Source organism: Muricoccus nepalensis, assembly GCF_006438825.1.
Lineage (GTDB): Bacteria > Pseudomonadota > Alphaproteobacteria > Acetobacterales > Acetobacteraceae > Roseomonas > Roseomonas nepalensis.
The window spans coordinates 39,654-62,997 of the sequence record NZ_RCZP01000019.1; the positions used below are offsets into that span (position 1 = coordinate 39,654).

Sequence of the window (23,344 nt, forward strand, 5' to 3'; positions counted from 1 at the left end):
CGGAATAGGGGCCGGCCGCCGCGCCCGGCGCCGGCGCCTCAGCCGCGGAAGAGGCTGAGCAGTCCCTGCGGCGCCTGATTGGCGATGCCGAGCGCCTGCGTGCCCAGCTGCTGCCGGATCTTCAGGGCCTCGAGCTTAGCGCTCTCCTTGGCCAGGTCGGCGTCGATGAGCGAGCCGAGCCCCGTGTTCAGCGAGTCCAGCTTCTCCTTGTTGTAGTTCATCTGGGCGTCGAGATAGTTCGAGTTCGAGCCGAAGGTGTTGAGCGCGGTGTTCACGGCCGCCATCTTCGTCACGAAGTCGCCGGTCGAGGCGAGGGCCGCGGCCGCCGCCGTTGCGTCCGTCGGGGCGGACGCGACCACCAGCGTGGAGGCGCCCTCGACCGCCGTCAGCGTGAAGAGCGTCGCCTGCTCGTTCCGCGTGGTCGCGATGTCGCCGCCGCCCGCGGCGACGGTGGTGTTGAGGAGGGTGCGGCCGTTGTAGGTCGCGTCCTCGATGAAGTTGGTGACCTGGGTGCGCAGGGAGTCGTACTGCGACTGGTACTGGGTGCGCTGGGAGTCGGACAGCGTGCCGTCCGCGAGCTTCACCAGCACGCCGCGGATCTGCGACATGGTGTCGGAGACCTTGTTCAGGCCGGCGAGCGTGGTGTCCAGGATGCCCTTGACGCTGCCCATCTGCTCGTTGGCCGAGGTCAGGCCCGCGATGTCGGCGCGGACCGACTGCGCGACGGCGAAGGCGGCACCGTCGTCCTTCGCGTCCGCCACGCGATAGCCGGTCGAGACGCGCTTCTGCGTCATGGCCAACGACTCGTTGGTGCGGTTCAGCGATTGCAGCGCGACCTGCGCGCCGATGTTCGTATTGACCGAGTTCGTCGCCATCGGGGTCTTCCCTTCGCGTCGGCGGGTTTCCCGCCCTCTGCTGGAGAATGGACGCGACCGGTGAAGGAAAGGCTAACGGCGGCCGGTGCCCGTCACCGAGTGTGAATCACGGCACCGCGATCATGAGGCCGGCACCACCTGCGGAACGCCGCGCGCGGGACGCCGAGGATCGGAGATGCAGGCCGGAATCAAAAAGCCCCGGCGCAGGGCCGGGGCCTTCCGAACGCTTGGGGCGGCGAGTGGATCAGTCGCCCTTGTACTGCACGGCCTGGCGGCCGCGCTGGCCGTCGCGGACGTCGAGCGCCACCTTCTGGCCCTGCTGCACGTCGGTCACGCCGGCGCGCTGCAGGACGGAGGAGTGCAGGAACACGTCCTGCCCGCCGTCGTCCGGGGTGACGAAGCCGAAGCCGCGCACCTGGTCGAACCACTTGACCGTGCCATTCACAGCGTAGGTCGGACCGCCTTCATCGCGGCCGAAGTCGCGGCGCGGCGGCGGACGGTCCCCAAAGTCGCGGCGCGGCGCGCCGAAACCGCCGCCCGCGGGCGCGCCGAAGCCGCCACCACCACCGAAGTCACGGCGCGGCGGACGGTCCCCGAAGCCGCCGCCACCACCACCGAAGTCACGGCGCGGCGGACGGTCCCCGAAACCGCCGCCACCACCACCGAAGTCACGGCGCGGCGGGCGATCGCCGAAGCCGCCGCCGCCACCACCGAAGTCACGACGCGGCGGGCGGTCCCCGAAACCGCCACCCCCGCCGGAGCCGCCCGGGCCGGGCTTCAGCTCAACGATACGGGTCACGAGGCGGCGGCCCTGGCGGTCCGTGCCGATCTCGCAGACGAGCTTGTCGCCCGTGTCGGCCGACTGGATGCCGGCCTCTGCCATTGCGGATGCGTGGAAAAAAACGTCCTGCCCATCGGGACCAAGCACAAAGCCAAAGCCCTTGCGGCCGTTGTACCACTTCACCTCAGCCTCTACGGGCCCGGTGCCACCCTGCGATTCATTCTCGGGGAACACTGTATCTCTATTTCCGCAAACCAGTCGGCCCGACGGGATGCAGGACCGGTATCGTCATGCTCGCACGGTCCTGCAAGGAATGCTAGGTGAATCGTCGGGGATTGTAGGGCGCGAGGTCCAGCGGCGGCGGGGTTCCGGCGGCCAGGGCGGCGGCGGCCTCGCCGCTCCGCGGGCCGCCGACCAGGCCGACATGGCCGTGCCCGAAGGCGAGGACCACGTCGGGCGTCGCGCCGGAGGGGCCGAGGCAGGGCAGGCCGTCCGGCATCGACGGCCGGTGCCCCATCCAGAAGGAGACCTTCTCCTCGGGAAGGTCGCGCGGGAGCGCGGGGAAGCTCCGCAGCAGGTGGTCCCGCAGGATGCCCGCGCGCCGCCAGTCCGGCGCCGCCTCCAGCCCCGCGATCTCCACCTGCCCGGAGACGCGGAGGCCGGCGCGCGTCCCGGTAATGGCCATCTTTCCGTCCGAGGGCATGACGGGGATGCGGGGACCGGTCCGGGCGTCGAGCACAACCGCGTGATACCCCCGCTCCGTCTCCAACGGCACGCGCGACCCGGCCGCCGCGGCGAGCGCCTTCGACCGGGCGCCCGCGCAGATGACGGCGCGGTCGGCCGCGATCTCTCCTTCCGCGGTCGCGACCGCGCGCAGCCTTCCGCCCTCGATCCGAAAGCCCGTGGCGGCGACGCGGCGGAGCGCCGCCCCCTCGGCGACGGCCTGCGCCACCAGGGCCGCGACATAGGCGCCGGGGTCAGTGCAGTGGCCGCCCTCCTCGAAGAGGGCGCCAAAGCCGTAGCGGCGGTCGAGTTCCGGCTGGAGCTGCCGCATCTCCTCCGGCCCGACCTCCTTCCAGGCAAGCCCGACGGCGCGGCGGATGCGCCAGCCCAGGGCTTCCGCCTCGTACTCGGCGCGCGACGGGTAGACGTACATCAGCCCGTCGCGCCGGATCAGCTCCGGCACGCCGGCGCGGGCGGCGAGCGCCCGGTGAAGCTCCGGGCCGTCCCGAAGGAGCGGCCGCAGGGCTTGGGCCGTCCGGAGGACGCGCGCCTCCGTCGCGCCCGAGCGGAGGTAGGCGACCAGCCAGGGGAGGACCTTCGGCAGGTAGGACCAGCGGATGGCCAGCGGCCCCAGCGGGTCGCGGAGGAAGCCCGGCACCTTGCGCCACAGGCCGGGCACGGAGGGCGGGATGACGGACATGGGCGAGAGCCAGCAGCCGTTCCCGTAGGAGGCCGCCTGCTCCCCGCCGGGTGGCCCGGGGTCGAGGAGGGTGACGCGCAGCCCCCGGTCGAGGGCGGCGAGGGCGGTGCAGGCGCCGACGATGCCGGCGCCGATCACCACCAGGTGGGCCCCGGCGGAGGGGGAGGTCTGCGATCCGGCCGCGGCCGGATCAGCCGGCATCAAGGATCGCGCGCTTCGCCATGACGGTGACGAGGTGGGCGCGGTACTCGGCGCTGCCGTGGATGTCGCCGTTCAGCCCCTCCGCGGACTGGCGGATGCCCGCGACCGCCTCGGGCGACCAGTTGGAGGCGAGCGCCGCCTCCATCTCGGACTGGCGGAACACGCCCGGCCCCGCCCCGTTCACCACCACCCGCACGCCCGCGGGACCCCGCGCGACGAAGACGCCCGTCATGACGTAGCGGGACGCCGGGTTGCGCATCTTCGCGTAGCCGGCCTTTTCGGGGATGGGGAACTCGATCGCCGTCAGCAGCTCGCCGGGCTCGAGGGCGGTGGTGAACATGCCCTGGAAGTAGTCGTCGGCCGCGATGCGGCGGCGGTCGGTCACGAAGGTGGCGCCGAGGGCGAGGGCCGCGGAGGGGTAGTCGGCCGCGGGGTCGTTGTTCGCGAGCGACCCGCCCATCGTGCCGCGGTTGCGGACCTGCGTGTCGCCGAGATGGCCCGCCATCCAGGCGAGCGCCGGGATCGCCGCCTTCACCGCCGGGTCGTTCTCGATCTCCTGGTGGCGCGCCATGGCGCCGATGACGATCTTGCCCCCCTCCCGCCGGATGCCGCGGAGCTCCGCGATACCGGAGAGGTCGACGAGGGCGGAGGGATGGTCGAGCCGGTGCTTGAGCGCCGGCAGGAGGGTCTGCCCGCCCGAGATCGGGCGCGCCTCCGGGTCGGCGAGAAGCCCCACGGCCTCGGCGATGGTGGAAGGCTTGTGGTAGGCGAAGTCGTACATGGCGATCAGACCTCGGCCGGGGCGAGCGCGTCGCGGCGGCCGTGCATGACCTCCTGCGCGGCGGCGATCGCCTTGACGATGTTGTGGTAGCCCGTGCAGCGGCAGAGGTTGCCCTCCAGACCCTCGCGGATCTCGTGCTCGCTCATCCCGTCCGGGTGCTTCTTCACGAGGTCGATGGCCGACATGACCATCCCCGGCGTGCAGAAGCCGCATTGCAGCGCGTGATACTCGCGGAAGGCCTCCTGCATCGGGTGCAGCGTGCCGTCGGGCGCGGCGAGGCCCTCGATCGTCGTGACGTCGCTGCCGTCGGCCTGGACGGCGAGGATGGTGCAGGCCTTCACGCTCTCGCCGTCGACGTGCACGACGCAGGCGCCGCACTGGCTCGTGTCGCACCCGACATGGGTGCCCGTCAGGCGCAGCTTCTCCCGCAGCAGCTCCACCAGGAGGGTCCGCCCCTCCACGTCCACGCTGTGGCGCTGGCCGTTCACCGTCAGGCTGACATTCGGCATTTTCGGCTCCCGCTCGGGTCCCCCGGGGGGACCTCCCTTGCGCGGAGGGTCGCCCGGCACCCCGGGGCCGTCAAGCGAGCCCTCCCCGCTCCTCGCCCCTTAATGAAGGGGCGTCGCGTCGCGTGCCAAGGGGTTCCGGTCCGCCGGCAGGTCGTGGAGGTGGCAGGCGGCGGTGTGGCCGGGGCTGGTGGGCTTGAGGAGCGGCTCGTCGACGCGGCAGCGGTCGAAGACGTAGGGGCAGCGCGTGTGGAAGCGGCAGCCGCTCGGCGGGTTGATCGGGCTCGGCACGTCGCCCTGCAGGACGATGCGGGTGCGCGCCGCGCCCGGCTTGGGGACGGGCACGGCCGAGAGCAGCGCCTGGGTGTAGGGGTGCTTGGGCGCGGCGAAGAGCCCGCGGCGCGGCGCCACCTCCACGATCTTGCCGAGGTACATGACGGCGACCCGATGCGTCATGTGCTCGACGATGGCGAGGTCGTGGCTGATGAAGAGGAGGGCGAGGCCGAGCTCCTTCTGCAGGTCCTGCAGGAGGTTCACGATCTGCGCCTTCACGGAGACGTCCAGCGCCGAGACGGCCTCATCGCAGATGATCAGGTCCGGCTCGGCGGCCAGGGCGCGGGCGATGCCGATGCGCTGGCGCTGGCCGCCCGAGAACTCGTGCGGCCAGCGGCCGACGGCGTCGCGCGGCAGGCGGACCGTGTCCATCAGCCCCGCGAGGCGGCGGTCGAGGTCGGCGGCGTCCTTCGCGAGGCCGAAGTTGCGGATGGGCTCGGCGAGGATGTCGCGCACGCGCATGCGGGGGTTGAGGCTGCTGAAGGGGTCCTGGAAGACCACCTGCACGCGCCGCCGCATGGGGCGGAGCTGGGACTGGCGGAGCGTGTCGATCCGCTGCCCGTCGAGCACCACCTGCCCCGCCGTGATGTCGAAGAGGCGCAGCACCGCCTTGCCCACGGTCGACTTGCCGCAGCCGGACTCGCCCACCAGCGACAGGGTCTCGCCCTTGGCGATGTCGAAGGAGACCCCGTCCACGGCGTAGACATGGCCGGTCACGCCGCCCAGCAGCCCGCCCCGCAGCGGGAAGTGCTTCTTGAGGTCGTCGACGCGCAGCAGGGGCGCGGGGGTGTTCGGGCTGGCGCTCATGCCGCGAGGCGTTCCTTCTCGGCGTAGTGGCAGGCGGCGGTGTGGCGCGGGGCCTTGGGCTCCAGCGCCGGGGCCACGGCGCGGCAGAGGTCGGTCACCTTCGGGCAGCGGCCCGCGAAGACGCAGCCCTCGATCCGCTGCTTGAGGCTCGGCACGAGGCCGGGGATCTCGGCCAGGCGCTCCGTCGTGCCGTCGAGGGAGGAGCCGAGCTTCGGCACGGCGCCGAGCAGCCCCTGCGTGTAGGGGTGCTTGGGGTTGGCGAAGAGGTCCTCCACGGAGGCCTCCTCCACCTTGCGCCCCGCGTACATGACGATCACCCGCTCCGCGACCTCGGCCACCACGCCGAGGTCGTGGGTGATGAGGACGATGGCGGCGCCGACCCGGTGCTTGAGATCGCGCATGAGGTCGAGGATCTGCGCCTGGATCGTCACGTCGAGCGCGGTGGTCGGCTCGTCCGCGATGAGGAGCTGCGGGTTGCAGGCGAGCGCCATGGCGATCATCACGCGCTGGCGCATGCCGCCCGAGAGCTGGTGCGGGTACTCCTTCACCCGGCGCTCGGGCGCGGGGATGCCGACGAGCCGCAGCATCTCCACCGACTTCCGCTCGGCGTCCTGCCGGCTGAGCCCCTGGTGCAGGCGGACCGTCTCGCCGATCTGGCGCGCCACCGTCAGCACCGGGTTGAGGGAGGTCATCGGCTCCTGGAAGATCATGCTGACCTCGTTGCCGCGGATGGCACGCATCTCGGGCTCGGAGAGCTTCAGCAGGTCGCGACCCTGGAAGCGGATCTCGCCGGCGATCTTGCCGGGGGGCTCGGGGATCAGCCGCAGGATCGACATGGCGGTGACGGACTTGCCGCAGCCGCTCTCGCCGACGATGGCGACGGTCTCGCCGGCGTTGACGTGGAAGGACAGGCCGTCGACGGCGCGGTTCACGCCGTCGGGGGTGCGGAAATGGGTCTGCAGGTTGCGGACATCGAGGAGCGGGGCCTCCGTCATGCTCAGACCTTCTTCGCCATGCGGGGATCGAGCCAGTCGCGCAGCCCGTCGCCAAGCAGGTTCACGGCGAGCACGGTCAGCGAGAGGAAGATGGCCGGGAAGAAGACGATGTAGGGCTTCACCTGCCAGAGCGCCCTCCCCTCCGCCATGATGTTCCCCCAGGAGGGGATGATCGGCGGCGTGCCCGCGCCGATGAAGGAGAGGATGCTCTCGGCGATCATGGCGCTGGCGCAGATGTAGGTGGCCTGCACGGTGAGCGGCGCCAGCGTGTTCGGCAGGATGTGGCGGACGATGATGCGGGGCGTGGAGGTGCCCGACGCCACGGCCGCGTCGACATAGGGCTGCTCGCGGAGCGACAGCACCACGCCGCGGACGAGGCGGGAGACGCGCGGCACCTCGGCGATGGTGATGGCGAGGATGACGTTCCCCACGCTGCCCCTCGTCAGCGCCATGAGGGCGATCGCGAGCAGGATGGAGGGGATGGACATCAGCCCGTCCATGATCCGCATGATGATGGCGTCCGCCCAGCGGATGAAGCCGGAGGTGAGCCCGATGGCCAGGCCGATGACGGAGGAGAAGAAGGCGACCGCGAAGCCCACGATGAGCGAGACCCGCGCGCCGTGGAGCACGCGGGAGTAGACGTCCCGGCCGAGCATGTCGGTGCCGAACCAGTAGAGGGCGGAAGGCTCCCGCGTGCGCCGGGCGGGGGCGAGGGCGGTCGGGTCCACGGTCCAGAGCAGGGGGGCGAGGACCGCCATGAGGATGATGAGCAGCATCAGGCCGCCCCCGACCGCGATGGTCGGGTTCCGGCGCAGGAATCCGAGGAAGCCGCGCCGGGCCTTCACGGGCGGTAGGATGTCGGGCATCGGCGCGGCGGCCGCGACGTCCTCCGCCCGGAGGGCGGCCCGCGGGAGGGCGCCGGGCTGGAAGGTGGAGGTGCTCAATACCGGATCCTCGGATCGAACAGGGTGTAGAGAAGGTCGATGACCAGGTTCACCAGCACATAGGTGAAGGAGAAGAGCAGGATCACGCCCTGGATCACCGGGTAGTCGCGCCGAAGGATGGCGTCCACCGTGAGGCGCCCCAGCCCCGGGATGGCGAAGACGCTCTCCGTGACGACCGCGCCGCCGATCAGCAGCGCAACGCCGATGCCGATCACCGTGACGATCGGCACCGCCGCGTTCTTCAGCGCGTGCAGGAAGAGGATGCCGGGCTGGGCCACGCCCTTGGCGCGGGCCGTGCGGATGTAGTCCTGCTGCAGCACCTCGAGCATGGTGGCCCGGGTGATGCGGGCGATCAGCGCGATGTAGACGCCGCCCAGCGCCACCGAGGGCAGGATGAGGTTCTGCAGCCAGGGCCAGAAGCCGCGCTCGAAGGGCGTGTAGCCCTGCACCGGCAGCCAGTCGAGCTCGAGGGCGAAGACATAGGCCAGCAGGTAGCCGACCACGAAGACCGGCACGGAGAAGCCGAGCACGGCGAAGCCCATCACCAGCCGGTCGATCCAGGTGCCCTGCTTCCAGGCGGCGACCACGCCCATCGGCACCGCGATGCAGATCGCGAGGATGAGGGTGATCACCATCAGCGACAGCGTCGGCTGGATGCGCTGCTGGATCATGGTGCTGACCGGCAGGTTGGTGAAGATCGAGGTGCCGAGGTCGCCCCGCATGATGTTCCAGGCCCATTCGGCGAAGCGCACGAGATAGGGCCGGTCGAGGCCGAGGCTCGCGCGGATGCGCTCGACGTCGGCGGGCGTCGCCTGGTCGCCCGCGATCACCGCCGCCGGGTCGCCGGGGGAGATGTAGAGAAGGCTGAACACGAAGAGCGCCACCACCGCCATGACGGGGATGGTGGCGACGATCCGGCGGAGGGTGTAGGCGAGCATCCGGCGCTCCTCAGCTCTTCGACACGCCCCAGAAGAAGGGGAGCGGTCCCTTCACCACGCCCGACACGTTCCGCCTCCAGGCCTGGTAGGAGAGGAAGAAGCCGGTCGGCGCGTAGAGGGCGAAGTCCATCGCCTCCTTGTTCAGGCGGTCCATGGCGATCTTCTCCGCGGGGGTATCGGGGGCGGCGAACCACGCGTCGCGCGCGGCCTCCACGCTGTCGCTCTTCGGCCAGCCGAACCAGGCGCCGTCGCCGTTCGCGCGGATGGCGGTGTAGGCGGCCGGGTTGATGCAGTCCGCGCCCGCGTGCCAGGTGTGGAAGATGTGCCACCCGCCCTGGGACGGCGACGTCTTCAGGGCGCGGCGGGAGCCGACCGTGCCCCAGTCCGTCGCCACGAAGTCCACGGTCATGCCCATCCTCTTCAACAGGTCGGCCGAGACGTCGCCGAAGGCCTTCGTGATCGGCTGGTCCTGGGCAACCACGATGGTGATCGGCTCGCCCTTGTAGCCGGCCTCGGCCAGCATCCGCTTGGCGGCGTCGTAGTCGCGCCGGCCCTTGAGGATGTCGCCGCCGGCCTCGCTGTAGATCGGCGTGCCCGGGGTGAAGAAGCTCGGCAGCGTCTTCCAGAGGTTGCGGTCCTCCCCCACCAGGGCCTGCATGTAGTCCTCCTGGCTCAGCGCCTGCAGCACGGCGCGGCGGGCGCGCACGTCGTTGAAGGGCGGGTGGAGGTGGTTCATGCGGAAGGAGCCGATGTTGCCCAGCGGGTCCGCGATGTCGACCACGATGTTCCGGTTGCGCCGGAGGGTCGGCACGAGGTCGGTGATGGGGTTCTCCCACCAGTCGACCTCGCCGTTCTGCAGCGCGGCGGAAGCCGTCGCGGGATCGGGCATGATGACCCACTCGATGCGGTCGACCATCGCCCGCTTGCCGCCAGCCAGCCAGGAGGCGGGCTCGTCGCGCGGGACGTAGTCCGCGAAGCGCTCGAACACCGCCTTCGCGCCGGGCACCCACTCGTTCCGCACGAAGCGGTAGGGGCCGGAGCCGACATACTCGCCGATCTGCTGGAAGGGGTCGGTCTTCGCGATCCGCTCGGGCATGACGAAGGAGCAGGGCGCGTTGTTCTTCGCCAGCGCCAGCAGCATCTTCGGGTAGGGCGCCTTGAGCGACCAGCGGAAGGTCCGGTCGTCCACCGCCACGAGCTCGTTCTGGATGGCTAGGATCATCTGGCCCATGGGGTCGCGCACGGCCCAGCGCTTGAGGCTGGCCACCGCGTCCTTCGCCAGCACGGGCTCGCCGTCGTGGAACTTCAGGCCGGGGCGGAGGCGGAAGGTCCAGGTCAGGCCGTCGGCGGAGGCCTCCTCGCTCTCGACCATCTGGCGCTGCGGGCGGATCTGCTCGTCCACGCCGTAGAGCGTGTCCCAGACGAGGGCGGCGGCGTTGCGGACGACGTACTGCGTGCCCCAGATCGGGTCGAAGTTGGCGAGGTTCGCCTGCGGCACGAAGCGAAGCGTCCGGGCGTTGGCGCCCTGGGACAGCGCCGGCGCCGGCAGGCCCGCCGCGCCCAGCCCCAGGGCGGCAAGGCCCGGCCCGGCCTTCAGAAACCCACGACGATCCATCATCCCACTCCCATCCGCGCGGGCCTTTGCCCGGCCATCAAAGCCCTGTCCGGCGCAGCCTGCCGCAGAAAGCGGCACCGCGCCACCGTGCCGAGGCCGGCTTGCACGGCCCGTGCCACCCGTCCCCGACGAAGGCCGCCCGCCCTCAGGCCCGCTTGAGGTTCCAGAAGATCGCGAAGCCCGGCACGCGGTCCCGCAGGTCGCGCCGGATCGCGGTCAGGGACTTGTAGGAACCGACGGGGATGTAGGGCAGCTCGTCCATCGCGACCCGCTGCATCTCGCGCGCGATCCGCTGCTGCTCGGGCAGGTCGGGGGCCACGAACCAGGCGTCGCGCAGGGTCTCGAGCGCCGGGATGTCCGGCCAGCCCGGCCAGGCGCTGGTCCCGTTCCCGCGCAGCGGAAAATGCGCCGAGGGGTCCACGAAGTCGAAGGAGGAGAAGGAGGTGAGGATGATGCTCCAGCCCCCCTTGTCCAGCGGCTCGCGGCTCGTCCGGCGCTGCACCGTCGTGCCCCAGTCCGTCAGCACGATGTCCGCGTTGAAGCCGAGGCGCCGGACGAGGTCGGCGCAGACCTGCGTCATCGCGGCCGGGGCCAGGATGTCGGTCGGCCCGACGAGGCGCATCGGCTGGTTCGTGTAGCCGGCCTCCCGCATCAGCGCCTTCGCGCGGTCGAGGCTGCGTGGGCCGGACAGCGCCTCCAGGCCCACCTCGTTCGCGAGCGGCGTGCCCGGCGTGAAGACCCCGGCCCTCTCCCACAGCCCCGGCTCCGTGCCGACGATGGCCTGCATGAAGTCCGCCTGGTCGATCGCCGGCAGCAGGGCCTGGCGCATCCGCTTGCTGTCGAACGGCGCGTGCAGGTGGTTGAAGCGGAGGATGCCCGTCAGCGGCAGCGGGTCGATCGCCTCAATCGCCAGTGCCCGGTTACGGCGGAGCAGGGTCTGCAACTCCGGCGGCGGCTGCTCGAACCAGTCGATCTCGCCGTTCTGGAGCGCGGCCGCGGCCGTGGAGGCGTCGGTGATGATCTGCCACTCGACCCGGTCGAAATGGGCGCTCTTCGGCCCTGCGGTCAGGCTCGGCACGCCCGCGGTCGTCGGGCTGTAGTCCGGGTTGCGCTCGTAGACCACGAGGCTGCCCGAGTTGAACTCGTCCCGCTTGAAGCGGAAGGGCCCGCTGCCCGTGCTGTCGCGGATCTGCTGGAAGGCATCGGTCTGCGCGATCCGCTCCGGCATGATGAAGGCCGGGCTGTTGCTGACCTGGGCCAGGGCGGGCAGCAGGAAGGGGAAGGGCCGCTTGAGGCGGAACTGGAGGCGGCGGTCGTCGAGGGCGGAGAGGTCGTCGACGAACTCCGCCAGCTTCTGGCCGGAGGGCGAGCGCTTCATCCAGCGCCGCAGGCTCGCCACCGCGTCCGCCGCGCGCACCGGCTCCCCGTCGTGGAACTTCGGGCCGGCGCGGAGCGTGATGGTCACGCGCCGGCCGTCCTCCTCGACGGCATGCCCCTCAGCGAGCTGCGGCTGCGGGCGGAAGCCCGCGTCCATGCCGTAGAGGTTGTCGTAGACCATGTACCCGTGGTTGCGGGTGATGTTCGCCGTGGTCCAGATCGGGTCGAGGCTCGTCAGGTTCGCCTGCGGCACCATCCGCAGGACCCGCGACCCCGAGGGCTGCGCGAGGGCGGGCATGGCCGGGCCGAGGGCCGCGGCGGCGGCCCCCAGGACGTGACGGCGGCGGATCATGGCACCTGCTCCCCTCTCAACCCGTGAAAGCCACCGGCGCGGGGCGTCCCGGCGGGCGCCCCGCGCCGCGGGTCAGCTCTTCTGCACGCTCCAGAACATCGGGAAGCCCTTCGGCACGCCCGACAGGCCGCGGCGGTAGGCGGTGGCCTGGAAGTACTGCCCGAGCGGCAGGTAGGGCACCTCCTGGAAGGCCTCTGCCTGCACCTCGCGCGCCACCTTCTTCTGGCCGTCGAGGTCAGGCGCGTCGAGCCAGGCGTTCCGCAGCTCCTCCATCTTCGGCATCGTCGGCCAGCCGAACCAGGCGTTGGTGCCGGTGCCGCGCAGCGCCTGGCTGACGCCGGGGTTGAAGACGTCGAGCCCGGCGAAGAAGGTGAAGAACATGCTCCAGCCGCCCCGCTCCGGCGCCTCGCGCGAGGCGCGGCGCTGCACGACGCTGCCCCAGTCCGTCGAGACGAACTCCACGTTCATCCCGCACTTTGTCAGCATGTCGTTGCCGACCTGGGCGAGGGCGTTGAGCGAGGGGAAGTCGGAGGCGGCGATGACCACGACCTTCTCGCCCTTGTAGCCGGCGGCGGCGAGGTCGCGCTTGACCTTCTCGTAGTCGCGCGGCGTGCCCAGCGCCTCGAGCCCGGCGTCGCTCGCCATCGGCGTGCCCGGCGGGAAGAAGCCGATGTTGTCCTTCCAGAGGGATCGGTCGGTGCCGATCACCGCCGTCATGAAGTCGCCCTGCACGACGGCGCCGAGCAGGGCGCGGCGGATCGCGGGGTTGTTGAAGGGCGGGTGCAGGTGGTTGAAGCGGGCGAGCGCGCAGAGCCCCGTCGGGTCCGGGATCTCCATCACCACGTTGCGGTTGCGCCGGAGCGTCGGCTGCAGGTCCGCCGTCGGCTGCTCCCACCAGTCCATCTCGCCGTTGGCGAGCGCGTTGGCGGCGGTGGAGGCGTCGGGGATGACGTTCCACTCCACGCGGTCGAGGTGCACGCGCTTGGGCCCCGCCGTCCAGCTCGGCGTGCCGTCCGCGCGCGGCGCGTAGTCGGCGAAGCGCTCGTAGACGACCTTCGCCCCGGGCACGCGCTCGTTCGCGACGTAGCGGAAGGGGCCGCTGCCGATCATCTCGCGGATGGCGGTGTTCGGGTCGGTCTGCGCGATCCGCTCGGGCATGATGAAGCAGACGGGCGTGCTCGGCTTGCCGAGCGCGGAGAAGAGCAGCGGGAAGGACTGCTTGAGGCGGAGGACGATCGTGCGGTCGTCCGGCGCCTCCATGGCGTCCGTCCGGGCGAGCAACACCTGCCCGAGCGCGTCGCGCACCGCCCAGCGGCGGATGGAGGCGATGGCGTCGCGCGCCCGCACCGGCTCGCCGTCGTGGAACTTGAGGCCCGGCCGCAGGCGGATCGTGACGCGCTTGCCGTCCTCCTCCACCGCGTGCCCCTCGGCCATCTGCGGCTGCGGGTTGAAGTCCTCGTCGAAGCCGTAGAGCGTGTCCCAGACGAGGTAGCCGTGGTGGCGCGTGACGTAGGCGGTGGTGATGATCGGGTCGAGCACCGTCACGTCCGACTGCGGGATGAAGCGCAGCACGCGCGAGCCCGCGGCCTGGGCCAGGGCGGGGCGCGACAGGCCGAGGGGCCCCGCGCCGCCCAGGGCTCCGCCGAGGGCCAGGCCGGCCCCGCCGGCGAGGAAGTGGCGACGATCCGTGGCCATCTGCTGCATCGTTCCTTCCGGGTGTGTGGCGCGAAGGGGAGCCCAGCCGCGCAGCGGGCGCAAGCCCCGCCGTTCCGGCCGGCGCCCCCTGCCCCGCCCCGGCCTCCCGCCTGGGCGAGCACCCCATCCGCGCCCTTCACGGGCCGGGTCCCAGCGGGTAGGACGCGGCCGATGCCTCCCTCCACCGCCTGGCACCAGCGCCTGCCCGCGCCGCGCCGCGCCCTCGCCGCCCAGTTCCTCCGCTTCGGCGCGGTGGGCACGGCGGGCTTCGTCGTGGACACGGCGGTGCTCTACGCGGCCCTCGCCGCGGGCGCCGGGCTCTACGGCGGCCGGGTGCTGTCCTACCTCGCGGCGGCGAGCTCGAACTGGGCGCTCAACCGCGCCTGGACCTTCCGCGCGGCCGCGCGCCCCGCAACGGGGCGCCGGGCGGCGGCGCGCCAGTGGGCGCTGTTCCTGCTGGTGAACCTGCTCGGCTTCGCGCTGAACTACAGCACCTACGCGCTGCTCGTCGCGAACGTCCCGCTCGTTACCGCGCACCCCGTCATCGGCGTCGCGGCCGGGTCGCTGGCGGGGCTCTCGGGGAACTTCCTCCTGTCGCGCCGCTTCGTCTTCGGGGGCGCATGAGCGGGCCGCGCGTCGCCGTTCTGGTGCCCTGCCACAACGAGGCGGTGGCGATCGCCGGCGTCGTCGCCGGCTTCCGCGCTGCCCTGCCCGGCGCCACGGTCTATGTCTACGACAACAACTCCACCGACGGGACGCCCGAGCGGGCCGCCGAGGCCGGCGCGGTCGTGCGCCGGGAGAGCCAGCAGGGCAAGGGCAACGTCGTCCGCCGCATGTTCGCCGACATCGAGGCGGAGGCCTACCTCCTCGTCGACGGGGACGGCACCTACGACCCGGCCGACGCCCCCGCCATGGTCGCGGCCCTCTTCGGGGAGCGCCTCGACATGGTCACGGGGGTTCGCGTGACCGAGGCGGCGGCCGCCTACCGCGCCGGCCACCGGCTCGGCAACCGCGTGCTCACGGGCGTGGTCCGCTACGTCTTCGGAGACCGGGTCACGGACATGCTCTCCGGCTACCGCTGCTTCTCCCGCCGCTTCGTGAAGTCCTTCCCGGGCATCGCCGAGGGCTTCGAGACCGAGACGGAGTTCACCGTCCACGCCCTGGAGCTCCGCCTGCCGGTCGGCGAGATCCGCACGGCCTACCGGGAGCGGCCGGCGGGCTCGGCCTCCAAGCTCCGCACCTACTACGACGGCTACCGGATCCTCCGGATGATCCTGGCGCTCGTCCAGCGGGAGCGCCCGCGCCTCTTCTTCGGAAGCGCCGCCCTGGTGCTCGGCGTGGCGTCCCTTGCGCTTTTCCTGCCGGTCCTGGAAACCTTCCTCGAGACCGGCCTCGTGCCGCGCCTGCCGAGCTTCGTGGCCTCGGGGATGATGATGAGCCTCGCCCTCGTCTCGGTTGCCTGCGGGCTCGTCCTCGACACCGTCACCCGTGGGCGGATCGAGGCGAAGCGCCTCGCCTACCTCGCCCTTCCCGGACCTGTTCTTTCTGGGGACAATTCACTACCGTATCATCACAACACGTCCGGTTAACTTTTTTGGCTCACCATTTTGTGTAATCACATGCTATCCCGAACCGCGGCGACGCCGGGCCCGGGGGCCGGGTGGAGCCGATGACGGAGAAACGAACGATGGCCCTTCCGGCTCCGCGGGCGGACGTGCTCGCCCGCGCCCTGGCGACGTGCCGCACCCAGTTTGCGATGGTCGGCGTGTTCAGCCTCGTCGTGAACCTCCTGCAGCTCACCGTGTCCCTCTACATGATGCAGGTGTTCGACCGGGTGCTCGCCACCCGCAGCATCGACACCCTTCTCTGGCTTACCCTCGTCGCCGTCTCGGCCATCGGGCTGCTCGCCCTGCTGGAGGGGGTGCGCTCGCAGGTGATGCAGCGCGTGGCGCTGTGGACCGAGAGCCGCGTCGCGCCCGAGGGCTTCGCCCGCGCGCTCGAGGCGACCCTGCGCGGCCGGCCCTACCGGATGGAGGCGCTGCGCGACCTCGGCACCTGCCGCGCCTGGCTGTCGGGCGCGGGGGCGCTCACCCTCTACGACGTGCCCTGGGTTCCGATCTACCTCGGGGTCATCTTCCTCCTGAACCCCCTGCTCGGCTGGATCGCCACCGGCGGGGCCGCCATCCTCTTTGGCCTGGCCCTCCTGACGGAGCTCGCGACCGCCGCGCCGCTGCGCGAGGCGAACACCGCCGCCATGATCTCCCAGCGCCGGGCGGACGCCATCGCCCGCAACGCGGAGGCGGCGGACGCCATGGGCATGGTCCCGGCGCTGCTGCGCCTCTGGCAGCAGGGCGTCGCCCAGGCGACTCCCCTCCAGCAGGCCGCCGCCGACCGCGCGGCACTGCTCTCCTCCATCACCAAGTTCGTCCGCCTCGCGGTGCAGATCGCCGTGCTCGGCGTCGGCGCCTGGCTGACGCTGCGCCAGCAGATGACCTCGGGCGCCGCGATCGCGGGCTCCATCATCATGGGCCGCGCCCTGGCCCCGGTGGAGCAGCTCATCGGCGGCTGGAAGGGGCTCGTCCAGGCCCGCCAGTCCATCCGGCGGCTCCGCGCCTTCCTCGCCCAGCCGCGCCTGCGGCCCGAGGCGGAGCCCCTGCCCGCCCCCGCCGGCCGCCTCTCGGCCGAGCGCCTGAGCTGGGCGCCGCCCGGCCAGGCCACGCCCTTCATCAAGGGCGTCACCTTCGCGCTCGAGCCCGGGGAGAGCCTCGGGATCATCGGGCCCTCCGGCTCCGGCAAGACGACCCTGCTGCGCCTGCTGGCCGGGACCCTCGCGCCGCTGGCCGGGCATTCCCGCCTCGACGGCGCGGACCTCGCGACCTGGCCGCGGGAGGACCTCGGCCGGTACATCGGCTACCTGCCGCAGGACGTGGAGCTCTTTGAGGGCACCGTGTTCCGCAACATCGCCCGCCTGCAGCCCGACGCCTCGCCCGAGGTCGTGCACCGCGCGGCGCGCCTCGCCGGCTGCCACGAGGCCATCCTGCGCCTGCCGCAGGGCTACGAGACCGAGATCGCCGAGACCGCGCTCTCGGGCGGGCAGCGCCAGATGGTGGGCCTCGCCCGCGCCCTCTACGGCGACCCGCGTCTCGTGATCCTCGACGAGCCCGACAGCAGCCTCGACGGCGACGCCGAGGCGCGGCTGCTCGAGGGCCTGTCCGGCCTGAAGGCGATCGGGGCGACGGTGGTCCTCGTCAGCCACCGTCCCTCCCTCGTGCAGGGCGTCGACAAGGTGCTGGTGATGCGGGACGGCGCGGCCGAGCTGTTCGGCCCCCGCGCCGACGTGATGAGCCGCCTCGGCGTCCGCGCCGTGCCCAAGCCCCGCGCCCCCGCCACCCTTCCGGGAGAAGCCGCATGAGCCTCGCCACCCTCCAGCCGGCGAATGTCCCCGCGGCCATCCCGGCCGGCTACGCGCCCCGCCCGCCGCTCGTCATCGACATGCCGCGCCCGCAGACCCGGGGCCCCGTCGTGCTGGGCTTCCTCGCGCTGCTGGCCTTCGGCGGCGGCCTGACGGCCTTCTCCGTGCTCGTCCCCCTCAGCGAGGCCGCCATCGCCCCGGGCACGATCAAGGCCGAGGGCAGCCGCCGCACGATCGCCCATCTCGAGGGCGGCATCGTGCGCGAGATCCTCGTCCGCGACGGCGACACCGTGCGGGCGGGCCAGCCGCTGCTCCGCCTCGACGACATCCAGGCCGCGACCGGGCGCGAGGCGCTGCGGGCGCAGCGCTGGGCCCTGCTGGCGCAGGACAGCCGCATCGCGGCCGAGATCGCCGGCGCGAACGCCATCGCCTTCCCGCCGGAGCTGCTGCAATCGACCGAGCAGCGCGCCCAGGAGGCGATGGACGGCCAGCGCATCCTCTTCGCCTCCCGCCAGGCGAGCCTGCGGAGCCAGTTCCAGGTGCTGGAGCAGCGTATCCTGCAGTACCAGTCGGCCGGCGTCTCGGCCGAGGCGCAGATCCTGAGCCAGCGCCGGCAGCTCACGCTCCTCCAGCGCGAGGAGGCGGATGTCCGCGACCTCGTCCGCCAGGGGCTCGAGCGCATCCCGCGCCTGCTCGGCCTGCAGCGCCAGATCGCCTCGGGCGACGGCTCCATCGCCGACCTCGTCTCCCAGCTCGACCGCTTCCGCGCCCAGGTGTCGGAGGCCCAGGCCCAGATCCGCCAGACCATGGACCAGCGCCTGCAGGAGGTCTCCACCGAGGGCCGCGACGTCCGCGCCCGCCTCAACGACGTCGAGGAGAAGCTCCGCGCCGCCGACGACGTCTCCTCCCGCCGGGAGATCCTCGCGCCTGAGGACGGCACGGTCCTGAACGCGAAGTTCTTCAACCCCGGCGCCGTCGTCCGCCCCGGCGAGCCCGTGATGGAGCTGGTGCCCGCGCGCGACCGCTTGATCGCAGAGGTGCGGGTGGCGCCGACCGACATCGACATGGTCCACACCGGCCTGCTCGCCGAGGTCCGCCTGCCCGCCTTCAAGCAGCGGCTCGTCCCCTTCCTCAACGGCGAGGTGACCGTGGTCGCCGGCGACGTGACGGTCGAGGAGCGCACGATGCAGGAGTACTACAAGGTCCGCGTCTCCATCGACGAGGACCAGCTTTCCCGCCTGGAGGGCGTCTCCCTCCGCGCGGGCATGCCGGTCGAGGCGCAGATCCAGGTCGGCCAGCGCTCCTTCCTGCGCTACATGATCCAGCCCGTCCTCGATAGCTTCCACCGCGCCTTCCGCGAGCAGTAGAGCCAAGATGCCCGAGATCCCCACCCTCTTCGCCGACGGCGTTCTCGAGGCGACGGTGCGCCACGGCGTGGCGCGCCTCACGCTCGCGGTGCAGGACGGCAACGGCAAGCCCTCCGCGACGGGGCTGCTCGTCGTGCCGCTCGCCCAGCTTCCCGCCATGGCCGGCTCCATCTCCCGCCTCATGCGGGAGGTCGAGGCCAAGGCGCGGGACGTCCAGGCCGCGGCCCAGGCGCCCGAGCCGGCCGCCCCGGAGGCCCCCGCGGCCTTCCGCTTCGGGGGCTGATGCGCCCCCGCCGGCCGCTCGCCGCGGCGCTGCTGCTCCTCGCCGTCCACCATCCCGGAACCGCCCCGGCGCAGCCGGCCACGGCCTGGGCCGCCGCGCCCGGGCCGGCGCCCGGGCCGGTCCGGATCGTCGGCGGCACCTCGCTCGGCTGCATCCAGGGCGCCGAGGCCCTGCCGGCGGAGGGCCCGGGCTTCCAGGCCGTGCGGCTCTCGCGCAACCGGAACTGGGGCCATCCCGCGACCCTCCGGGCCGTCCAGGCCCTCGGCCAGCAGGCGCGCCGGGCCGGGCTGCCGGACCTCTGGATCGGCGACATGGGGCAGCCGCGCGGCGGCCCGCTCCCCTACGGCCACGCGAGCCACCAGGCCGGGCTCGACGTCGACGTCTGGCTCGACCTCTCGCCGAAGCCCCGCGTGCCCGCCGCGGCGCGCGAGAGCATCCCCGAGGTTTGCCTCGTCCTCCCCGACCAGTCCGCCGCGGATCCCCGCCTCTTCACCGAGGCGCACGCGCGGCTCATCCGCCTCGCGGCCGAGCTGCCGGGGGTGGACCGGGTGCTCGTGAACCACGGCATCAAGCGCAGCCTCTGCGCCGCCCACGCGGGCGAACCCTGGCTCCGGCTGGTCCGCCCCTGGCGGGGGCATGACAGCCACATGCACGTCCGCCTCCGTTGCCCCCCGGGCTCGCCGGATTGCCAGGAGTTGCCGCCGCCGCCCGCCGGCGACGGCTGCGACGCGAGCCTTGCCTGGTGGCTCACTCCGGAGGCGCGGCAGCCGCCGCGAGGGGGCGGGGGCGCCGCGCCGCGGATGCCCGCCGCCTGCGCCGGGATCCTCAACGCGCGCTGAGCGGCCTCAGGCCCAGAGCCGGAAGGCGTCCGCGACGCGGCGCATCCCCTCGGGCGCGACCAGGATGACGTCGAAGCGGATGCCGGCGGCGCCGTGCCCGGGATGCGCCGCGAGCCAGGCCTCGCCCGCCGCGATCAGCCGCGCCTGCTGCCGGCGCGAGACGGAGGCGGCCGCCTCGGCGAGGCTGGCGCGCGCCTTCACCTCCACGAAGGCCAGCAGCCCCTTCCTCTCCGCCACGAGGTCGAGCTCGCCCAGGCCGGTGCGCACGCGGCGGTCCAGCACCGTCCAGCCGCGCGCCACCAGCGCCGCCGCGGCGCGCTCCTCGGCGTCGAGGCCGAGCCGCTCGGCCGCGCGGCGGGCGGCCTCCTTGGCAGGCGGGTCCATGCTGCCAGGATAGCCCGACCCGTCCCGGAGTCGGCCATGCGCCCGTTCGTCGCCGTGCTTCTCCTGCTGGCCGCCTGGCCCGCCCTCGCGCAGTCGCCCCCGGGCAAGGGCATGGTCGCCGCGGCCCACCCGCTCGCCGCCGAGGCGGGGCTGGAGGTGCTGCGGCGGGGCGGGGCGGCGGTGGACGCGGCCGTCGCCGTCCAGGCCGTTCTCACCCTCGTCGAGCCGCAGTCGAGCGGCATCGGCGGGGGCGCGCTCCTCCTGAACTGGGACGCGGCGTCCCGCGCCGCCACCGCCTTCGACGGGCGCGAGACCGCCCCCGCCGCGGCGCGCCCGGAGCTCTTCCTGCGGCCCGATGGCACGCCGCTGCCCTTCTACGAGGCCGTGCTCTCGGGCCGCAGCGTGGGCGTGCCGGGCGCGGTCGCGATGCTGGAGATGGCCCATCGCCGCCACGGCCGGCTGCCCTGGGAGGGCCTCTGGGCCCGCGCCATCGCGCTGGCGGAGGAGGGCTTTCCCGTCTCCGAGCGCCTCGCCGAGGCCATCGCGGGGGACGCGGCGCGGCTGGCCCGGCATCCCTCCGCGCGGGACCTCTTCCTGCGCGGCGGCGACCGCCCGCTCAGGGCCGGGGAGCGGCTGCGGAACCCGGCCCTGGCGGAGACCTTCCGGCTGATCGCGCGGGACGGGGCCGCGGCGCTCCTCCGCGGCCCCGTCGCCGAGGCCATCGTGGAGGCCGTGCGCGGCCACGGCGAGGGCGGGGCGATGACGACCGACGACCTCGCCGCCTACGCCGCGAAGGAGCGCGAGCCGGTCTGCCTGCCCTACCGCGCCTTCCGCGTCTGCGGCTTCCCGCCGCCCTCCTCCGGCGGCGTCGCCGTCGGGCAGATCCTGGGCGTGCTCGAGCACTTCGACCTGCCGCGCCTCGACCCCCGCGGGCCGGAGGCGGCGCACCTCCTGGCCGAGGCGGGGCGCCTGGCCTTCGCGGACCGCGCGCAGTACCTCGCCGATCCGGACGTCGTGCCCGTGCCGGTGCGCGGGCTGCTCGACCCCGCCTACCTCACCCTTCGCGCCCAGCTCGTCTCGCCGGGGCAGGCCATCGCGGAACCCCGCGCCGGGAACCCGCGCTGGCGCGAGGCGGGGCCCGGGGCGCCGATGCCGGAAGCCGTGGAGAACGGCACCAGCCATGTCGCGATCGTCGACGCCGCGGGGAACGCCGTCTCGATGACGACGACGGTGGAGGACACCTTCGGCGCGCGCCTCGTGGCCGGTGGCTTCGTCCTCAACAACGAGCTGACCGACTTCTCCTTCCGCCCTGAGATCGAGGGGCGCCCGGTGGCCAACCGCGTGGGGCCGGGCAAGCGGCCACGCTCCTCGATGTCGCCCAGCCTCGTCCTCGACGGCGAAGGGCGGCTCGCGGCGGTCGTCGGCTCGCCCGGCGGCGGGCGGATCATCGGCTACGTCGCGCAGGCGCTCGTCGGGATGCTCGACTGGGGCATGACGCCGCAGGAGGCGGTCTCCCTGCCCCATGTCGGGACGCTCGGCGGCGCGGTCGAGCTCGAGGCCGATACCCCGGCGGCCGCCCTGGCCCCGGCCCTGGCGGCGCGGGGCCACCGGGTGGAGGTCCGCGCCATGCCCTCGGGCATCCAAGCCATCCGCGTGACCCCGCAGGGATTGCTCGGCGGCGCCGACCCGCGGCGCGAGGGCGTTTCGCTAGGCGAGTGACGCGCCCCAACCCGCGCGCCCTTCGCGCGCTATCGGGCTGAACCGGAGACCCGCCATGCGCCGCCCCGCCCTCGCCCTGCTCGCCGCCGTCGCCCTCGCCGGCCCCGCCCTCGCGGCCGACGACACCGCGCAGATCGGCTACGTGAACACCGCGCTCACCAATCTCGGCCTCACGCGGAGCCACCGCATCGTCATCGAGCGCTTCGACGACCCAGAGGTGCGCAACGTCTCCTGCTACCTCAGCCAGGCCCGCACCGGCGGGATTTCCGGCATGGTGGGCGTGGCGGAGGACCCCGCGCGCTTCTCCATCTCCTGCACGGCCACGGGGCCGGTGGAGATCTCCCCCGGCGCGGCGCGGGGGGAGCGGGGCGAGATCGTCCACGAGAACTCGACGAGCCTCTTCTTCAAGGAGACCCGCGTCCACCGCTTCATCGACACGCAGCGCAACGCCGTCGTCTACATGGTCTGGTCGACGAAGCTGGTCGAGGGATCCCCCTTCAGCGCGGTGGCCGTCGTGCCGGTGGCCGTGACGCCCGTCGCGCCCACGCCGGCCTCCAGCCCGGCCGCCGCCCCGGCGCGCTGAGCCGTCCCGGACGGCCCGGCCTGATCAACGAAAGAGGCGGCGGGCGGCGAGGAGGAGGGCGGCGCCGGCCAGCGCCACGGCCGCCGGCACGCCGAGGAGCGGCAGCGGCCCGCCGGGGGCGAGGGATGCGGCCGCGGGCGGCGCCAGGCTCGCGCCAAGGAAGAGGGTGCAGGTGTAGACCGCGACGGCCAGGCCCCGCCGCGGCGTCGCGGCCCGGCCCGAGATGGTCATGATCAGCCCCGTCACGCCGATGCCGACCCCCGCCGTCGCGAGCGCCGCCCCTCCGCCCAGCCCGCCCCACCCGCCCTCGAGGGTGAGCGCGAGCCCTGCCGCCACCATCGCGAAGCCGGTGATGGCGGTGCCGGGCGCGCCGATCCGGCCGGCCAGCGGCACCGCGAGGAAGCCCGCGGCGAGCGCCGGGACCGCGAGGAGCCGCAGCGTCGCCGGCCCGATCGGCAGGGAAGGGCCGAGGATCTGAACGCCCGCCTGGAAGGCGACGAAGGCAAACATGAGCATCGGCGCGCAGACCCAGCAGGCGACGATGATCGGGTCGCGCGCGGGCGAGGCGGCGCGGGCGCCGCTCACCGGCGCCGGCCGCCCGAGGCCGGCCCGCCCGAGCGTGGCCGCCAGCAGCAGGGCGGCCGCGAGGAGGAGCGGCGCCGCGCCGAGCATGACCGGCGGCAGCCCGTGCTCGGCGACGTCCGCGACGACGAGCTGCGCGACCGGGGCGGAGGCGAGGAAGGAGAAGGCCATGGCCGCGATGCCGAAGGGCCGGCGCTCCTCCGGCAGCGTCTCCACCACGAGCGAGACGGCGGCGGGCGGCAGCGTGGCGGCGAAGACGCCCTGCAGGGCGCGGGCGGCAAGAAGGCTCGGGAAGCCCGGCGCCGGCCCGGCCAGGACGGTGGCCGCCGAGAGCAGCACGAGGCCTGCGAGGATGACCCGGCCGCGCCCGAGGCGGTCGGACAGTGGCCCGCAGGCGAGGAAGCTTGCCGCGTAGGTGACGCCGAAGGCGCTTCCCGCCAGCGCCGCCGTCGGCGCGTCGAGCCCGTAGCGCGCCTCGATCCAGGGCGTGAGCGGGATGGTGGCGTAGAGCTGCCCGACGACGAGCAGCCCGCAGGCCATCATCACCGCGAT

At 73.2% G+C, this 23,344-nt stretch carries 22 protein-coding genes; 8 read left to right on the forward strand and 14 right to left on the reverse strand.

The features are described from left to right. Positions 1–38: 38 nt before the first annotated feature. From EAH89_RS17685 to EAH89_RS17740, 12 genes are all read right to left on the reverse strand, one after another. Positions 39–875, reverse strand: a complete 837-nt coding sequence (locus tag EAH89_RS17685) for a flagellin (protein WP_140885035.1) — start codon at positions 873–875, stop codon at positions 39–41. A 244-nt stretch (positions 876–1,119) separates the two neighbouring features. After that, positions 1,120–1,890 carry a cold-shock protein gene (locus tag EAH89_RS31780; RefSeq protein WP_162559127.1) on the reverse strand — a complete coding sequence of 257 codons (771 nt, stop codon included), beginning with the start codon at positions 1,888–1,890 and terminating at the stop codon, positions 1,120–1,122. Positions 1,891–1,972: 82 nt separating this feature from the next. Next, positions 1,973–3,280, reverse strand: coding sequence for an NAD(P)/FAD-dependent oxidoreductase (locus EAH89_RS17695; RefSeq protein ID WP_140885037.1), 1,308 nt, complete (start codon positions 3,278–3,280; stop codon positions 1,973–1,975). Next, positions 3,270–4,061 carry an FAD binding domain-containing protein gene (locus EAH89_RS17700; RefSeq protein WP_140885038.1) on the reverse strand — a complete coding sequence of 264 codons (792 nt, stop codon included), beginning with the start codon at positions 4,059–4,061 and terminating at the stop codon, positions 3,270–3,272. Before EAH89_RS17700 ends, EAH89_RS17695 begins: the two co-directional genes overlap by 11 nt. A 5-nt stretch (positions 4,062–4,066) precedes the next feature. Then, positions 4,067–4,570 carry a (2Fe-2S)-binding protein gene (locus EAH89_RS17705; RefSeq protein WP_140885039.1) on the reverse strand — a complete coding sequence of 168 codons (504 nt, stop codon included), beginning with the start codon at positions 4,568–4,570 and terminating at the stop codon, positions 4,067–4,069. Positions 4,571–4,669: 99 nt separating this feature from the next. Further along, positions 4,670–5,707: an ABC transporter ATP-binding protein gene (locus tag EAH89_RS17710; protein ID WP_140885040.1), complete on the reverse strand. Its 1,038-nt coding sequence runs from the start codon at positions 5,705–5,707 to the stop codon at positions 4,670–4,672. Next, positions 5,704–6,702, reverse strand: a complete 999-nt coding sequence (locus EAH89_RS17715; protein WP_140885041.1) for an ABC transporter ATP-binding protein — start codon at positions 6,700–6,702, stop codon at positions 5,704–5,706. The genes EAH89_RS17710 and EAH89_RS17715 overlap by 4 nt, the downstream gene beginning before the upstream one ends. Before the next feature lie 2 nt (positions 6,703–6,704). Next, a complete protein-coding gene (locus EAH89_RS17720) occupies positions 6,705–7,646 on the reverse strand; it encodes an ABC transporter permease (RefSeq protein ID WP_456306509.1) in 942 nt (313 codons plus the stop codon). Next, complete coding sequence (locus EAH89_RS17725; protein WP_140885042.1) at positions 7,643–8,584, reverse strand: ABC transporter permease; 942 nt, start codon at positions 8,582–8,584, stop codon at positions 7,643–7,645. The genes EAH89_RS17720 and EAH89_RS17725 overlap by 4 nt, the downstream gene beginning before the upstream one ends. A 10-nt stretch (positions 8,585–8,594) precedes the next feature. Further along, entirely contained in the window at positions 8,595–10,199 is a 1,605-nt protein-coding gene (locus EAH89_RS17730; protein WP_140885084.1) for an ABC transporter substrate-binding protein, read from the reverse strand. Positions 10,200–10,344: 145 nt separating this feature from the next. Beyond that, positions 10,345–11,928 carry an ABC transporter substrate-binding protein gene (locus EAH89_RS17735; protein ID WP_140885043.1) on the reverse strand — a complete coding sequence of 528 codons (1,584 nt, stop codon included), beginning with the start codon at positions 11,926–11,928 and terminating at the stop codon, positions 10,345–10,347. Positions 11,929–12,000: 72 nt separating this feature from the next. Next, positions 12,001–13,623, reverse strand: a complete 1,623-nt coding sequence (locus EAH89_RS17740) for an ABC transporter substrate-binding protein (protein ID WP_206667593.1) — start codon at positions 13,621–13,623, stop codon at positions 12,001–12,003. A 171-nt stretch (positions 13,624–13,794) separates the two neighbouring features. On the opposite strand from EAH89_RS17740, the gene EAH89_RS17745 reads away from it, so the two are divergent. The 6 genes from EAH89_RS17745 to mepA all read left to right on the forward strand — a co-directional run bounded on the left by EAH89_RS17745 (position 13,795) and on the right by mepA (position 19,524). Further along, positions 13,795–14,247, forward strand: coding sequence for a GtrA family protein (locus EAH89_RS17745; RefSeq protein ID WP_140885045.1), 453 nt, complete (start codon positions 13,795–13,797; stop codon positions 14,245–14,247). Then, entirely contained in the window at positions 14,244–15,212 is a 969-nt protein-coding gene (locus EAH89_RS17750; RefSeq protein WP_140885046.1) for a glycosyltransferase, read from the forward strand. Before EAH89_RS17745 ends, EAH89_RS17750 begins: the two co-directional genes overlap by 4 nt. A 98-nt stretch (positions 15,213–15,310) precedes the next feature. After that, on the forward strand, positions 15,311–17,035 hold the full coding sequence (locus EAH89_RS17755; protein ID WP_140885047.1) for a type I secretion system permease/ATPase: 1,725 nt from the start codon (positions 15,311–15,313) through the stop codon (positions 17,033–17,035). Next, positions 17,032–18,402 carry an HlyD family type I secretion periplasmic adaptor subunit gene (locus tag EAH89_RS17760; protein WP_140885048.1) on the forward strand — a complete coding sequence of 457 codons (1,371 nt, stop codon included), beginning with the start codon at positions 17,032–17,034 and terminating at the stop codon, positions 18,400–18,402. Before EAH89_RS17755 ends, EAH89_RS17760 begins: the two co-directional genes overlap by 4 nt. Positions 18,403–18,409: 7 nt before the next feature. Further along, entirely contained in the window at positions 18,410–18,685 is a 276-nt protein-coding gene (locus EAH89_RS17765) for a hypothetical protein (RefSeq protein WP_140885049.1), read from the forward strand. Next, on the forward strand, positions 18,685–19,524 hold the full coding sequence (gene mepA / locus EAH89_RS17770) for a penicillin-insensitive murein endopeptidase (RefSeq protein ID WP_140885050.1): 840 nt from the start codon (positions 18,685–18,687) through the stop codon (positions 19,522–19,524). Before EAH89_RS17765 ends, mepA begins: the two co-directional genes overlap by 1 nt. 6 nt (positions 19,525–19,530) lie before the next feature. Here the strand turns inward: mepA and EAH89_RS17775 are convergent, their stop codons facing one another. Then, entirely contained in the window at positions 19,531–19,908 is a 378-nt protein-coding gene (locus EAH89_RS17775; protein WP_140885051.1) for a YraN family protein, read from the reverse strand. Between the two features lie 36 nt (positions 19,909–19,944). Here EAH89_RS17775 and ggt point away from each other — a divergent pair, with 36 nt between their 5' ends. Beyond that, positions 19,945–21,627: a gamma-glutamyltransferase gene (ggt, locus tag EAH89_RS17780; RefSeq protein WP_140885052.1), complete on the forward strand. Its 1,683-nt coding sequence runs from the start codon at positions 19,945–19,947 to the stop codon at positions 21,625–21,627. Between the two features lie 55 nt (positions 21,628–21,682). Beyond that, a complete protein-coding gene (locus tag EAH89_RS17785) occupies positions 21,683–22,210 on the forward strand; it encodes a CreA family protein (protein WP_140885053.1) in 528 nt (175 codons plus the stop codon). A gap of 24 nt (positions 22,211–22,234) precedes the next feature. On the opposite strand, the gene EAH89_RS17790 is transcribed toward EAH89_RS17785, so the two are convergent. Continuing rightward, the gene (locus EAH89_RS17790) at positions 22,235–23,335 is read right to left on the reverse strand and encodes an MFS transporter (protein ID WP_241667080.1); all 1,101 of its coding nucleotides are present in this window, start codon (positions 23,333–23,335) and stop codon (positions 22,235–22,237) included. Positions 23,336–23,344: the final 9 nt, after the last annotated feature.

Excerpts from the sequence above, each read along its gene's own strand:
- EAH89_RS17750 (WP_140885046.1), top strand. The coding sequence starts at position 14,244 with ATGAGCGGGCCGCGCGTCGCCGTTCTGGTGCCCTGCCACAACGAGGCG.
- EAH89_RS17765 (WP_140885049.1), top strand. The coding sequence starts at position 18,410 with ATGCCCGAGATCCCCACCCTCTTCGCCGACGGCGTTCTCGAGGCGACG.
- EAH89_RS17695 (WP_140885037.1), bottom strand. The coding sequence starts at position 3,280 with ATGCCGGCTGATCCGGCCGCGGCCGGATCGCAGACCTCCCCCTCCGCC.
- ggt (WP_140885052.1), top strand. The coding sequence starts at position 19,945 with ATGCGCCCGTTCGTCGCCGTGCTTCTCCTGCTGGCCGCCTGGCCCGCC.
- EAH89_RS17705 (WP_140885039.1), bottom strand. The coding sequence starts at position 4,570 with ATGCCGAATGTCAGCCTGACGGTGAACGGCCAGCGCCACAGCGTGGAC.
- EAH89_RS17775 (WP_140885051.1), bottom strand. The coding sequence starts at position 19,908 with ATGGACCCGCCTGCCAAGGAGGCCGCCCGCCGCGCGGCCGAGCGGCTC.
- EAH89_RS17725 (WP_140885042.1), bottom strand. The coding sequence starts at position 8,584 with ATGCTCGCCTACACCCTCCGCCGGATCGTCGCCACCATCCCCGTCATG.
- EAH89_RS17790 (WP_241667080.1), bottom strand. The coding sequence starts at position 23,335 with ATGATGGCCTGCGGGCTGCTCGTCGTCGGGCAGCTCTACGCCACCATC.
- EAH89_RS17700 (WP_140885038.1), bottom strand. The coding sequence starts at position 4,061 with ATGTACGACTTCGCCTACCACAAGCCTTCCACCATCGCCGAGGCCGTG.
- EAH89_RS17760 (WP_140885048.1), top strand. The coding sequence starts at position 17,032 with ATGAGCCTCGCCACCCTCCAGCCGGCGAATGTCCCCGCGGCCATCCCG.
- mepA (WP_140885050.1), top strand. The coding sequence starts at position 18,685 with ATGCGCCCCCGCCGGCCGCTCGCCGCGGCGCTGCTGCTCCTCGCCGTC.
- EAH89_RS17745 (WP_140885045.1), top strand. The coding sequence starts at position 13,795 with ATGCCTCCCTCCACCGCCTGGCACCAGCGCCTGCCCGCGCCGCGCCGC.
- EAH89_RS17755 (WP_140885047.1), top strand. The coding sequence starts at position 15,311 with ATGGCCCTTCCGGCTCCGCGGGCGGACGTGCTCGCCCGCGCCCTGGCG.
- EAH89_RS17785 (WP_140885053.1), top strand. The coding sequence starts at position 21,683 with ATGCGCCGCCCCGCCCTCGCCCTGCTCGCCGCCGTCGCCCTCGCCGGC.
- EAH89_RS17740 (WP_206667593.1), bottom strand. The coding sequence starts at position 13,623 with ATGGCCACGGATCGTCGCCACTTCCTCGCCGGCGGGGCCGGCCTGGCC.
- EAH89_RS17730 (WP_140885084.1), bottom strand. The coding sequence starts at position 10,199 with ATGGATCGTCGTGGGTTTCTGAAGGCCGGGCCGGGCCTTGCCGCCCTG.
- EAH89_RS17715 (WP_140885041.1), bottom strand. The coding sequence starts at position 6,702 with ATGACGGAGGCCCCGCTCCTCGATGTCCGCAACCTGCAGACCCATTTC.
- EAH89_RS17735 (WP_140885043.1), bottom strand. The coding sequence starts at position 11,928 with ATGATCCGCCGCCGTCACGTCCTGGGGGCCGCCGCCGCGGCCCTCGGC.
- EAH89_RS17710 (WP_140885040.1), bottom strand. The coding sequence starts at position 5,707 with ATGAGCGCCAGCCCGAACACCCCCGCGCCCCTGCTGCGCGTCGACGAC.
- EAH89_RS17685 (WP_140885035.1), bottom strand. The coding sequence starts at position 875 with ATGGCGACGAACTCGGTCAATACGAACATCGGCGCGCAGGTCGCGCTG.